The sequence below is a fragment of the Rhodovulum visakhapatnamense genome (assembly GCF_004365965.1).
GTDB lineage: Bacteria > Pseudomonadota > Alphaproteobacteria > Rhodobacterales > Rhodobacteraceae > Rhodovulum > Rhodovulum visakhapatnamense.
In genome coordinates, this window is the sequence record NZ_SOEB01000043.1 from 1 (window position 1) to 11,734 (window position 11,734).

Below are 11,734 nucleotides of genomic sequence, written 5' to 3' on the forward strand. Positions count from 1 at the left end.
GCGAACATTGCGAAACGCACTCCTTTTCTTTGGATGCGTATCAACTCGCAATGGCTGATCCCGTCGGCAATGTGGGGTGGCGACACCGTTTACGGCCGTCAGCCAGTAGAGGTTGCTCATCGGTCAGGTCTCCTTGGGAGGCCTGAATTACGCGACCCGCCCGAAATCAATGGGTCTGGAGCCTAGAATGGCTGGGAAGTCGGGAGGCTTCACATGCATTTTCAGCGTCGTTGCGGGGGCCGGCCGCAGCGGCGTTTTCTTCGGAGGCAAGGCCACTAAACGCTTTATAAGATACCGGTTCGCTCCCCGCATGTTCGCGGAAGTTCGGGGGGCCGCAGCAAAACGCACCGTATTGATGCTGCGCCATAATGGCGGGATCAGGCAGAAACCTGCACTTCCCCCCATTTTCGAATGATGCGTCTTGGGCAAGCCCGCCGCGCTACCAGCCGCCGGTCAGCGCCCGCCGCAAAAGCCCCGCCCGGCGCGCGACTTCCGCCCCTTCCAGCCCGCCCCCCCGGACGCGATCGGGCCGGGCAGCGGCCCGCTTCAGGATCGCGCCCGTGCGCCAGGCCGTCCGCGCCGCCGGGATCGCACGGGCCGGAAGGCCCGCCGCGTGCGCAGCAGCAAGCCGCGCAAGCCCCGACCGGGCCAGATCGGCAATGGCCTCCGGCCGGTCGTCCGGCAAGGGCTGACGTCCCCGCGCCAGAAGCGCGGGCACCGCCAGAAACCAGCCCGCAAGCCCCATGGCCAGACCCAGATCGGCCAGCGCCGCCTGCCCGTCTTCGGCGCCCAGCACCCGGGCAGCCGCCCCCATCAGCCGACCAGAGGTCGCCGCCAGATGCGCCTCGAGGGCTGCGCCATCGGCGAAGGGCTCGCGATAGGCGTCCCAGCGCCGCGCCTCGACCAGCGGCAGCAGATCGCGGGCAGCCTCGCGGGCCAGCACCTCGGAGAGGGGCGTCGCCACCTCGTGACGGCGGACCGGACCGCCGCCCGCGATTTCCTCCAGCGCGTCCAGCCACCATTGCAGCCGCATCTCGGCGATCAGCGGCTCTTCGGTGACCCAGGGCGCGCGCGCGACCTCGACATTGAAGGCATAAAGCGGCAAGAGCCGCGTCCGCGCCGCGACCGGCGCTGCCATGACCGCCAGAAAGCGGTCGGGATCGCCCTTGCGGACGATCTCGGCACAGGCCTCCAGCGTCATGGGCGGCGCGCGTCGAAGTCGGGCGCGCCGTCACGCACCAGTTTCCAGACCACCGCGTCCAGCAGCGCCTCGAACGAGGCATCGACGATGTTCGGAGACACGCCGACCGTCGCCCAGCGCCGCCCCGCCCCATCCTCGCTGTCGATGATGACCCGGGTCACGGCCTCGGTGCCGCCATTGGTGATGCGCACCTTGAAATCGACGAGCCGCATATCGTCGATGAACGCCTGATAGGGCCCCAGATCCTTGGCCAGCGCCCGCCAGAGCGCGTTGACCGGGCCGCGATCGTTGCCCTCGGCATCGAGGCTTTCCGACACCGACAGCTTCCTCTCGCCATCGACATCCAGCACCACCACCGCCTCGGACAGGGTCACCACCCGGGCGGGATCGAGCCGCCGCCGTTCGACCGTCACCCGGTAACGCTTGATCCGGAAGAAGGCGGGCAGCCGGTCCAGCACGCGGCGCGCGATCAGCTCGAAGCTCGCCTGCGCGGTGTCGTAGGAATAGCCCTGCCCCTCGCGCACCTTCACCTCGTCGAGGATTTCGGCCAGCCGGGGGTCGTCCTTTGCGACCTCAAGTCCGGCCTCGGCCAAACGGCGGCGCAGGTTCGACTGCCCGGCCTGGTTCGACATCGGGATGATGCGGATATTGCCGGTCGCTTGGGGCTCGACATGCTCGTAGGTCGTGGGGTCCTTCAGGATTGCGCTGGCATGCAGCCCCGCCTTGTGCGCGAAAGCCGAAGACCCGACATAGGGTGCGCTTTTCTGCGGCACCCGGTTCAGGATCTCGTCCAGCAGCCGCGAGGCCCGGGTGATCCCCGCCAGCGCCTCCGGCGTGATCCCGGTCTCGAAACGGCTGGCATAGGGCTCTTTCAGCAGCAGCGTCGGGATCAGCGTCGTCAGGTTCGCGTTGCCGCAGCGCTCGCCCAGCCCGTTCAGCGTGCCCTGCACCTGCCGCGCGCCCGCGTCGATGGCGGCCAGACTGCCCGCGACCGCATTGCCGGTGTCGTCATGGGTGTGGATGCCCAGCCGGTCGCCCGGAATGCCCGCCGCGATCACCTCGGCGGTGATCCGGCCGATCTCGGGCGGCAGGGTGCCGCCATTGGTGTCGCACAGAACGATCCAGCGCGCCCCCGCCTCCAGCGCAGCCCGGCAGCAGTCCAGCGCATACCCGGGATTGGCCTTGAAGCCGTCGAAGAAATGTTCGGCATCGAACAGCGCCTCGCGGCCCTGCGCGACCAGATGGGCGACGGATTTCGCGATATTCTCGGTATTCTCGTCCAGCCCGATCCCCAGCGCTGTGGTGACGTGGAAATCATGGGTCTTGCCAACCAGACAGACCGCCCCGGTGCCCGCGTTCAGAACGCCCGCCAGCACCTCGTCGTTTTCGGCCGACCGCCCGGCCCGCTTGGTCATGCCGAAGGCGGTGAAGGTGGCGCGGGTTTCGGGCCGCGCCTCGAAGAAGGCGCTGTCGGTCGGGTTCGCGCCGGGCCAGCCGCCCTCGATATAGTCGACCCCCAGCTCGTCCAGCACATGGGCGATGCGGATCTTCTCGTCGGTCGAGAACTGGACGCCCTGCGTCTGCTGCCCGTCGCGGAGCGTGGTGTCGTAAAGATAAAGGCGGTCTTTCATGCGTCCGCTCCCGCACGGAAAAGAAGGGCAGCGCCCGAGCCCGGGAGGGCGCCCGCAACGGCCGCGCAGCACAAGACATCGCAGCCGCCTCTGCCGCCCCTTCGGCGCAGAACGTCACCAAGGTGCCCTCCCGGGGGGAGGGTCGGGCGCTGCCCGGCGTGCCGCCGGGCGGAACCGCCAAGCCGTTGCACGCTCATTCCAGCGCCTCCAGCCTGGCCGGATCAAAGCCCGCCCCCGGCACCAGTTCGACACCTGCCTTGCTCATCCGCACCTCGACGCCCGCCCCGATCAGCAACGCCTTCAACCGGTCCACCTCGGCGAAATCCTTGCTGTCCATCGCCGCAGCCCGGGCCGCGGCAAGCCGCTCGGCCCAGCCGCCCAGATCGGCCACCGGCGCGTCGGCCCATGCCCCCAGATCCTCGCCCAGAAGACCCAGAAGCCCGGCCGAAGCCTTCAGCCCGGCAAGATCGCCCGCTCCTGCCAGCCGGTGCAGCGCGGCAATCGCGCCCGCCGTGTTCAGATCGTCACAAAGCGCCTCGGTCACCTCGGGCGCGGGGCTTGGCGCGGGTTCGATGCCCGCGACGAGCCCCCTCCACTTGCGCAGCGTCGCCTCCGCCTCGCGCGCCTTCTCGGCCGTCCAGTCCATCGGCTTGCGGTAATGCGTCGACAGGAACACGAAGCGGATCACCTCGCCCGGCACGCCCTGCTCCAGCAGATCCCGCACAGTGAAGAAGTTCCCCAGCGACTTGGACATCTTCTTGCCCTCGACCTGCAGCATCTCGTTATGCAGCCAGATCGTCGCGAAACCGCCCTCGGGATGGGCGCAGCAGCTTTGCGCGATCTCGTTCTCGTGGTGGGGAAATTGCAGATCGATCCCGCCGCCATGAATGTCGAAGCTCGGCCCGAGCAGTTCAAAGGACATGGCCGAGCATTCTATATGCCAGCCCGGCCGCCCGCGGCCCCAGGGGCTGTCCCAGCCGGGCAGATCGTCGTCCGAGGGCTTCCACAGGACGAAATCCATCGGGTCTTCCTTGAAGGGCGCAACCTCGACCCGGGCGCCCGCGATCATGTCGTCGACCGACCGGCCCGACAGCGCGCCATAGTCCTTGTAGGACCGCACCCGGAACAGCACATGGCCCTCGGCCGCATAGGCGTGGCCCTTCGCGATCAGGTCCTCGATCATCGCGATCATCGCGCCGATGAATTCGGTCGCACGGGGCTCCTGACCGGGCCTCAGCGCCCCAAGCGCGTCCATGTCGGCATGATACCAGCCGATGGTCTCTTCGGTGCGCTCGCGGATCAGCTCTTCCAGCGGGCGCGGATCGCCCGCCTGCTTGCGCGCCAGCGCCGCGGCGTTGATCTTGTCGTCGACATCGGTGAAGTTCCGCACATAGGTGACGTGATCGGCCCCGTAGACATGCCGCAGCAGCCGGTAAAGCACGTCAAACACGACCACGGGCCGGGCATTGCCCAGATGCGCGCGGTCATAGACCGTGGGGCCGCAGACATACATCCGCACATTGGCGGGGTCGAGCGGCTCGAGCCTCTGCTTCTGGCGGGTCCGGGTGTTGTAAAGCTGAATGTCGGTCATGCGGTCCAGATCCTTCGCGCGCGTCCCGCGGCGGGTTCTGGCACATATCCTGTCTGAGGGAAATACGACGCCCGGCCCGCCCGAGGGATGTCAGCGGATAATGCAGCAAATGGGGTTGCGGACGGTCGTCATGCGGGTGTCTTATCAGCGCGGCACGGTCCTGCCAAGCCTGCGATCCCTGTCCCGACGCCCGGAACCCCGCCCCATGTCCAACCCGACACCCGACCCGACACCCGACCAGACGCCCGCCCCGATGACCGAAGACCAGATCCTGGCCTTTTGCGACGGCCTGCCCGGAGCCGCGCGCAGCCAGCCCTTCGGCCCGGGAACCGACGTCTGGAAGGTCGGCGACAAGATCTTTGCGCTGATGGCGCCGGGCTCGGGCCGGGTCTCGCTGAAATGTGCCGATCCGGGCTTTGCCGAAATGCTGATCTCGGTCGGCCGGGCGGGCAAGGCGCCCTATCTGCCGCGCGGCGGCTGGATCGCGCTCGAAACCGCCCGCCACGACCCCGAAGAGATGGCCCACCGCCTGCGTGAAAGCTACGACACCGTGCGTGCGAGCCTGCCGCGCCGGGTGCAGGCGACGCTCGACTGACCCCGCCCCCCCCTGCTCCCCCCGCTGAGGCACCCCGCCTCCTTGCCCGCCCCGCCGTCCCGGGCCTATCCCGGACCCGAACGGAGGGGACAGGCCATGAATCACGACGATCTCGCCTATTGGTCGAAACGCGCCGCCGACTGGGCGCAGGCCTACCACTCGGGGCTCCGCGACCGGCCGGTCCGGGGCCAGACCGCCCCCGGCGAAACGGCCGCGAACCTGCCCGCCGCGCCGCCCGAGGCCCCGGAACCGGTCGAGACGATATTCGCCGATTTCGAGGCGCTGGTGCCGGATGCCATGACCCATTGGCAGCATCCCCGCTTCTTCGCCTATTTCCCGTCGAACGCCTCGCCCGCCTCGATGCTGGCCGAGCAGCTGGCCAGTGCCATGGCCGCGCAATGCATGCTGTGGCAGACCTCGCCCGCAGCGACCGAGATCGAGCAGGTGATGGTCGGCTGGCTGCGTCAGGCATTGGGACTTTCCGACCGCTTCACCGGCACGATCCATGACAGCGCCACTACCGCAACGCTTTCGGCGGTGCTGACGATGCGCGAACGCGCGCTGGGCTGGGCGGGCAACACCGGGGGTCTGGCAGGGCAGCCAAGGCTGCGGATCTATGCCAGCGCCCAGACCCATAGCTCGGTCGACAAGGCGGTTCGGATCGCCGGGATCGGGCAGGAGAATCTCGTCAAGGTCGCGACCGACGCCGATTTCGCCATGGACCCGACCGCGCTCGATGCCGCGATCCGGGCCGATCTCATGGCCGGGCGGGTCCCGGCGGGGGTCGTTCTGTGCGTCGGCGCCACCGGCATCGGCGCGACCGACCCCATCGCCGCCTGCGCGGCCGTGGCCCGGACGCACGGGCTTTATATCCATGTCGATGCCGCCTGGGCTGGCTCGGCGATGATCTGCCCCGAATTCCGGGACCTCTGGGACGGGATCGAGACGGTCGACTCGCTCGTCTTCAACCCGCACAAGTGGCTGGGCGTCCAGTTCGACTGTTCGGTGCAGTTTCTGGCCGACCCGGCGCCGCAGGTCCGCACCCTGGGCCTGCGCCCCGACTATCTGCAGACGCCCGGTCAGGCGGAGGTGACGGATTTCAACGAATGGACGGTGCCACTGGGGCGCCGCTTCCGGGCGCTGAAGCTGTGGTTCACGCTGCGCGCCTACGGGCTCGAAGGCCTGCGCACTCGCATCAGGAACCATGTCTCCTGGGCGGCAGAGGCGCGCGACACCATTGCGGCGCTGCCGGGGGTCGAGATCGTGACCGAACCGCGCCTGTCGCTGTTCACCTTTGCCCTGAACGACGAGGCCGCCACCGCCGACCTGCTGAGGCGGGTCAACGATGACGGCCGTATCTATCTGACCCAGACCCGCCACGAGGGGCGGTTGGTGATCCGGGTTCAGGTCGGGCCGTTCGACTGCACCCGCGAGGACGTTCTGACGATCCCGCGGGTGCTGGCCGATCTGACCCGGTGACCGGTCAGAACCGGTAGGACACGCGAACCGCCGCGGTGGTCGCGTCGGCGCCGACGCCCGAGCTGCCGAATTCGTCGAAGTCGTGATACAGCACTTCGGCGCCCAGCACCCAGTTCGGGGTCATCTGGTAATCGACGCCGAGACCGACCAGATAGCCGGTTTCGCTGCCAAGCGAGGTGTCGGTGGGCGCGATACCGGCGGTCGCGTAGGCCAGCGTGCGGCCGAAATCGTAGCCGTACTGACCCTTGATCCGCCACACCGAGTCGACCTCTTCCGACCCGAAGTTCAGATCGGGTTCGCCATACTCGACCTCGACGCCGGCAACGGTCTTGCCGAAGTCCCAGCGATAGCCCGCCATGATGCCAAGGGCATCGCTGCTGTCATCCGGAGCCCCGCTATCGGTATCGACGTCGATATAGCCGTAGCTCAGACCGACATAGGCGCCGCCCCAGTCGCCATCGGGCGCAGCAGCCGGCACGGCGGGCACGATCACGGGTTCGGCCGGAGCCGGGGCATAGCTGCCCGCCATCGCCGGGGCGGCCATCGCCGTGGAAAGACCCAATGCGATCGCGGCGGGTGCAAAATAGGATGTCATTGTCTTCTCCTTGCCTCTCGTTTGTTCTCCGCCTCCAGGGAGGAGGGGCGGTGTGTACGATTCAGGTGCGGAACCGGGAGCCATCCCGCACCTCATAACAAAATCCTCATGCCCGCCCCTGAAAAGAGCAACGCACGGGGATGTGAGCCGGAGCGCCGCCGGTTGCACCGATCCGGCAGATACTGGCCGGTCCCTGCCCCTCGCTGAGCAAAGTCCTGCGCATCTGACGCAAGCGAAACGCCCGCCTCCATGAAAGGCACCCCGACGGCCGCCCTTCAGCCACAGAACGCTGCCCTTGCCCCGAAGTTCCCTGCCCTCGTCCGATTTCTGCCCCAGGCGATCCGTCCCCAGCGGGAGCGGGCACGGATATAGTCACTCTGACCAGGTCAGAACGCTTTTATTTCAGGTGGGGAACTGGCGGTTTTGGTGGCGTGGATCTGCAGGTTTTCGTGTGCGTCATGCGCAAACCCTGCAAGTCCGGATTGCCCGATGAAGCCGGGTCCACGTCCCCGAACAGGATGATCCTTTCCGGCCCAGGCTTGTCGCCATGATCGACAGGCGCCACGCGTCGGTGAAACTGGCCCAGCTCATTGACCGGGGCTGGGTCGACCGCGAGTGGGGCGGGGTTTTCCCCTCGACGCAGGAACGGCCAGAAACTGATCCGCGACTGGTCGCCGGGCTGATGGGCTTTCGGACGAGGCGGTCGTCGCCCGCTTGGTCGAGCCCCCGTATGTCCAGCACTCCACCGGCGAGACGTTCGTCGGGGATCGGACCAGGTGACGGGCTCGCCGTTCAGCTACGCCGATCTCGAACATCGAGTTCCGGCGCGACATCCGCTTCGAAGGATCGGGGCCGTCGTCAACGATGCGCTGCGCGCGCTGGACGCCGAGTTCGACCGGCTCCACTCGGGTAAGGGCCACCCCTCCATCGCGCCGGAGGGGTCGATCCCAGCCAGCCTGCTGCAGGCCCTCTACTCGATCCGGTCCGGGCCGCAGCTCATGGAGCAGACGGATTCCAACCTGCTCTTCCGCTGGTTCGTGGGCCTCGGGATCGATGATGCGATCTGGGTCCCCACGGTGTTCAGCAAGAACCGCGACCGGTTGTTGACGACGGAGATGTCCCGTCGGATCGTGGCCGCCATCCTGGCGCATCACGAGGTGGCGCCACGGCTCTCGGACGAGCATTTCTCGGTCGATGACACCCTGGTGAATACCCGGGCTTCCATGAAGAGCTTTCAGCTGAAGGCGAGAGCGACGTCCGGCGGGGACGAGGGACCCGGCGATCCGCCGGATACGGTGCGCCGAGCGCGAGACATGCGGATTGAGGACCTCGCGCACCACGGCGAGCAGCTCGTCGAGCGGCAGGAGGAGCGTCTTGCGCAGCGCACGCCACCGCCTCCTGCGCCGGGGGGTCAGCGTCGTCTGAAGCCTGTGCGGCGTGTGGCTCCGGTCGTGAACGCCATCGCGCCCCCGCCACGTCCCGACCGTCTGTTCAGAGATCCCGTCGCGCTCGGCCACCATCCGGGCCGGGTCCGTGCCCGCCTGGATCCTCGGTGTCGTTGTCGCCTGCTTGTGAAGAGAGATCGGCACCTCTGCCCTCCATCCCGGACCTCGCGCAGACGCGATCTTGCCATGCACAGGGCAGACCGACGGGGGCTATGTGATCATCCGGGATGGCGCAGGCAGGGTCACCCGGTCAGCAGAGGCGAGCGACCCAAACGACAGAACGTCGGCAGCGACGCCGATCATGCGCAAGACTTGACTCCGATATGACCCTTCCGCTTTTGGCGTCCCGGTCGGCGCACCGACAGGAGTTGCGGCAACGACCCGCTTCGCATTCAAGAGATCTGAAAGCTCGGACGGGGGCGGCCCCCATCCGAGAAATCCTCAATCCCACTGATTCTGTGGGTCGGTTGCGCTGACGGTCCACTTGTAGCATCCGCCGCCCGACTGGCCTCCGCCACCGGTCTGGCAGCTGTCGAGCGCCTGGCATTGGCCCTCGCTGACCATGCCCTGCGGGGCGGGAACCCATTCATTGGTCTGGTTGTTGAGCCAGAAGCAGGAATACCAGGGCTCGCGCGGGGCATCGGCGCTGGCCGCCCACTTGTAGCATCCGCCGCCGGATTCCCCTTTTCCGCCATCGCAGCTATCCAACGCGAAGCACTTGTCCTTGTCGACATCGCCTTGTGGAGCGGGAACCCAGGGATTGCCGGAATCCGTTGACATCCAGAAGCACGAGTCGGCCATCGCAGTGGTCCCCGCGAAACCTGTTGCAACGGCAAAGGCGGCAGCAATAAATCCCTTCGAGATCTTCATGGCAATTGTCCCCATTTTATGGATTGGTTGGACAAAACCGAAGGGACCCTGTCCCCTCTTGCACCTTTCACATGCACTCTGCCTTGGCAGTAAAGAAACATCACACAACTTAGGCGATTCTAGAAGGAAGAATTTCACGTTTCGACGATTTGAGCAGGGACCGTTCCGATGACTTCTCAATTCGCGTCAGAGCCCATTTATTTACGGCCGGGGCGTGATTTGGGGGCCGCATGGAGACTGAGCGATGGGCAAGAATTTCCGGCTGATGGGCGCTGGAGCAGGACCCATAAATCTGCTTGAGCGCGGGCTCGCCGCGTAATTCAAACTCCCGATTTGGGGAGGGATCATGAGCGAGCTTTTCTGGCTGACGGAAGCGCAGATGGCGCGGCTGCGTCCGTTTGCCGGGAAAACAGTCCCCCGGGCTGTTCTCTGATCCTCCAAACTCCCGAACTCCCGCGGGACGCCCCGGGTCACTGACCGACGGGTGTTGAGCGGGATAATCGACATCAAGAAGAACGGGTTACAGTGGAAGGACGCGCCCGCTGTGTATGGGCCACCGAAGACGCTCTACAACCGGTTTATCCGCTGGTCGCGCATGTTCCAGCAGGATTTGTCGCCCTTTTGCGTGACGTGCCAGGCGAGGAAGTCGGGCGCTATGGGCAAGGTTTTCTGTTGTTTGTTGAGGGTATCAGCCATTTTGCTTGTCCTTTGGTTTGGGGTTGGCTCGTTCATGCCATTCCGCAAGACCGGACGGATAAGGGCGGCTGTCATGTCCAACACGGCGCGTCGGAGCACAGCGAAGACGGGGTGGTGCGGGCAGGATATTGACGGGCGACCGCGTTCGGTCAGGAATTCAGGCGATGTAGGGGCAAAGCCCATCCAAGGGCGATGGCAAGCTCTGGCTCCCGCAACGCATGGCGGAAACCGCTGACCCTGCTCTCACTGTCCTTTTCTTCTGGCTGATGCCGATCACGCATTCAGGGGGCTTCTGAGACTTTCAGGTCTGGCACATGCGGCCTGAGAGGCCGGGACAAGGGCAGGCCTGCTTCACATATGTGACGCCCGAAGGTGTCCCCATCAACCCGATGATGCCGGTCGTCCTGTTCAACGAAGCCCCGAATGGTTCGGGCTCGACAACGACAAGAACAGGAGGATCACGATGATCGCATTTTTCACCATATACGAGCTGGAGCAGCTTACCGACGACCAACTGGATGAGCTTTTCGCCGCGCTTGAACGCCTGCTGATGGCCACGGCCACCGGCACGCCCGAGCGCCGCAACATCCTGGCGTCCCTCGAAAACATCACCCGCGTACGCAATGACCGCCGCGCAGTCCCCGCCCCGTCTCTCTGACGGGGCATTCCCTCGCTGGTTTATGATGCGGAGGCCATAATGGCGATATATGATGCAAACATCATGTCTATGCCTTATGACTTTCGCGCCATATTGACAAAATATGATTTTTGCGTCATACTGATAGAAAGAGACAAGACATGACGCAGCTAGCACGCACCCCCAAAGATATCGGCCACGCCATCCGTGAAGCACGGAAGGCCAAGGGCTTCACACAGAAGGAGCTCGCAGCCAGAAGCGGGGTCTGGCAGGAGACCATCTCCAAGATCGAGAATGGCGTCGCCAGTACCAAGCTGGAAACGCTCTTCGACCTGTTCGCTGCGCTCGACCTTGAAATCCAGGTGCAACCAAGAAGCAAGGGGTCGCAAAGCGGCCTGGAGGACATCTTCTAGATGGGGCGCCGCCGCAGCTTTGCACCGTTGAACGTCTTCTTGAACACGCGGCTTGTCGGGCAGCTCCTGCGCGAGAAATCCGGCGCAATCAGCTTTGCCTACGACCGTTCCTGGCTGGAGTGGGAACATCGGATGCCGATCTCGCTCTCCCTGCCGCTGCGGGAAGACCGCTTTCTCGGCGGTGAAGCAATCCCCGTCTTCGACAACTTGCTGCCCGATAATCCGACAATCCGCCGCCGTGTGGCGGAACGTGTCGGCGCGGCGGGAACATCGCCGCAACGGTCGCTGACCTGCCGCACGACTTTCCGGAAGAGATCGCGACATCGGTTCAGGGCGCTATTTCCAAACGCTTAGAGCAGCTTGTCAATAAATCGTGAAGTGATGGCTTGGAGCGCACAGCGCTCCGCCGCTGAAGCGGCCACATAACCGGCCAAAGCCTATCGCGCAGATCGTGCGGGACGGCCAGTGACGGCCAGTGACAGCAACTGCTCTGTTCCCTGAAAACTGGACCGTTTGAAGCTGGAGTTTTCGGCTAATCTTTCCTGGCTGGGAGAGGAGCGGAAACGCATGAAGGCATCGAA

11 protein-coding genes and 4 pseudogenes are annotated in these 11,734 nt (G+C 65.6%); 8 read left to right on the forward strand and 7 right to left on the reverse strand.

Going from position 1 to position 11,734, the window contains the following annotated elements; translation table 11 throughout:
* Positions 1–439: 439 nt before the first annotated feature.
* From EV657_RS20280 to cysS, 3 genes are all read right to left on the reverse strand, one after another.
* A complete protein-coding gene (locus EV657_RS20280; RefSeq protein WP_134079611.1) occupies positions 440–1,201 on the reverse strand; it encodes a squalene/phytoene synthase family protein in 762 nt (253 codons plus the stop codon).
* Positions 1,198–2,832, reverse strand: a complete 1,635-nt coding sequence (gene cimA / locus EV657_RS20285) for a citramalate synthase (protein WP_134079612.1) — start codon at positions 2,830–2,832, stop codon at positions 1,198–1,200. The genes EV657_RS20280 and cimA overlap by 4 nt, the downstream gene beginning before the upstream one ends.
* Before the next feature lie 193 nt (positions 2,833–3,025).
* Positions 3,026–4,423 carry a cysteine--tRNA ligase gene (gene cysS, locus EV657_RS20290; protein ID WP_134079614.1) on the reverse strand — a complete coding sequence of 466 codons (1,398 nt, stop codon included), beginning with the start codon at positions 4,421–4,423 and terminating at the stop codon, positions 3,026–3,028.
* 205 nt (positions 4,424–4,628) lie between these two features.
* Here cysS and EV657_RS20295 point away from each other — a divergent pair, with 205 nt between their 5' ends.
* Positions 4,629–5,018, forward strand: a complete 390-nt coding sequence (locus tag EV657_RS20295; RefSeq protein WP_243837760.1) for an MmcQ/YjbR family DNA-binding protein — start codon at positions 4,629–4,631, stop codon at positions 5,016–5,018.
* Positions 5,019–5,114: 96 nt separating this feature from the next.
* On the forward strand, positions 5,115–6,497 hold the full coding sequence (locus EV657_RS20300) for a pyridoxal phosphate-dependent decarboxylase family protein (RefSeq protein ID WP_134079616.1): 1,383 nt from the start codon (positions 5,115–5,117) through the stop codon (positions 6,495–6,497).
* Positions 6,498–6,501: 4 nt separating this feature from the next.
* Here EV657_RS20300 and EV657_RS20305 read toward each other — a convergent pair whose 3' ends face one another.
* The gene (locus tag EV657_RS20305) at positions 6,502–7,092 is read right to left on the reverse strand and encodes an outer membrane protein (protein ID WP_134079617.1); all 591 of its coding nucleotides are present in this window, start codon (positions 7,090–7,092) and stop codon (positions 6,502–6,504) included.
* Positions 7,093–7,639: 547 nt separating this feature from the next.
* Here EV657_RS20305 and EV657_RS22825 point away from each other — a divergent pair.
* A pseudogene (locus tag EV657_RS22825) lies at positions 7,640–7,863 on the forward strand (IS5/IS1182 family transposase); the annotation flags it as partial.
* Between the two features lie 5 nt (positions 7,864–7,868).
* Positions 7,869–8,387 (forward strand): annotated as a pseudogene (locus tag EV657_RS20310) (transposase); the annotation flags it as partial.
* Between the two features lie 6 nt (positions 8,388–8,393).
* Here the strand turns inward: EV657_RS20310 and EV657_RS22830 are convergent.
* Positions 8,394–8,681 (reverse strand): annotated as a pseudogene (locus tag EV657_RS22830) (IS481 family transposase); the annotation flags it as partial.
* A gap of 297 nt (positions 8,682–8,978) precedes the next feature.
* Positions 8,979–9,407 carry a hypothetical protein gene (locus EV657_RS20320; RefSeq protein ID WP_113668806.1) on the reverse strand — a complete coding sequence of 143 codons (429 nt, stop codon included), beginning with the start codon at positions 9,405–9,407 and terminating at the stop codon, positions 8,979–8,981.
* 346 nt (positions 9,408–9,753) lie between these two features.
* On the opposite strand from EV657_RS20320, the pseudogene EV657_RS20325 reads away from it, so the two are divergent.
* Positions 9,754–10,005 (forward strand): annotated as a pseudogene (locus EV657_RS20325) (transposase); the annotation flags it as partial.
* Here the strand turns inward: EV657_RS20325 and EV657_RS22585 are convergent.
* A complete protein-coding gene (locus EV657_RS22585; protein WP_279587405.1) occupies positions 9,975–10,103 on the reverse strand; it encodes a hypothetical protein in 129 nt (42 codons plus the stop codon). The pseudogene EV657_RS20325 and the gene EV657_RS22585 sit on opposite strands and share 31 nt — an antisense overlap.
* Positions 10,104–10,566: 463 nt before the next feature.
* Between EV657_RS22585 and EV657_RS20330 the strand changes: the two genes are divergently transcribed.
* The 3 genes from EV657_RS20330 (at position 10,567) to EV657_RS20340 (ending at position 11,507) form a co-directional block, all read left to right on the forward strand.
* On the forward strand, positions 10,567–10,761 hold the full coding sequence (locus tag EV657_RS20330) for a hypothetical protein (RefSeq protein WP_134079619.1): 195 nt from the start codon (positions 10,567–10,569) through the stop codon (positions 10,759–10,761).
* Between the two features lie 140 nt (positions 10,762–10,901).
* Positions 10,902–11,153, forward strand: a complete 252-nt coding sequence (locus tag EV657_RS20335) for a helix-turn-helix domain-containing protein (protein WP_134079620.1) — start codon at positions 10,902–10,904, stop codon at positions 11,151–11,153.
* Entirely contained in the window at positions 11,154–11,507 is a 354-nt protein-coding gene (locus tag EV657_RS20340) for a HipA N-terminal domain-containing protein (RefSeq protein WP_134079622.1), read from the forward strand.
* Positions 11,508–11,734 lie beyond the last annotated feature (227 nt).

Coding starts and splice junctions, on each gene's coding strand:
- cimA (WP_134079612.1), bottom strand. CDS start 2,832: ATGAAAGACCGCCTTTATCTTTACGACACCACGCTCCGCGACGGGCAG.
- EV657_RS20340 (WP_134079622.1), top strand. CDS start 11,154: ATGGGGCGCCGCCGCAGCTTTGCACCGTTGAACGTCTTCTTGAACACG.
- EV657_RS20305 (WP_134079617.1), bottom strand. CDS start 7,092: ATGACATCCTATTTTGCACCCGCCGCGATCGCATTGGGTCTTTCCACG.
- EV657_RS20295 (WP_243837760.1), top strand. CDS start 4,629: ATGTCCAACCCGACACCCGACCCGACACCCGACCAGACGCCCGCCCCG.
- EV657_RS20320 (WP_113668806.1), bottom strand. CDS start 9,407: ATGAAGATCTCGAAGGGATTTATTGCTGCCGCCTTTGCCGTTGCAACA.
- EV657_RS20300 (WP_134079616.1), top strand. CDS start 5,115: ATGAATCACGACGATCTCGCCTATTGGTCGAAACGCGCCGCCGACTGG.
- EV657_RS20335 (WP_134079620.1), top strand. CDS start 10,902: ATGACGCAGCTAGCACGCACCCCCAAAGATATCGGCCACGCCATCCGT.
- cysS (WP_134079614.1), bottom strand. CDS start 4,423: ATGACCGACATTCAGCTTTACAACACCCGGACCCGCCAGAAGCAGAGG.
- EV657_RS22585 (WP_279587405.1), bottom strand. CDS start 10,103: ATGGCTGATACCCTCAACAAACAACAGAAAACCTTGCCCATAGCGCCC.
- EV657_RS20280 (WP_134079611.1), bottom strand. CDS start 1,201: ATGACGCTGGAGGCCTGTGCCGAGATCGTCCGCAAGGGCGATCCCGAC.
- EV657_RS20330 (WP_134079619.1), top strand. CDS start 10,567: ATGATCGCATTTTTCACCATATACGAGCTGGAGCAGCTTACCGACGAC.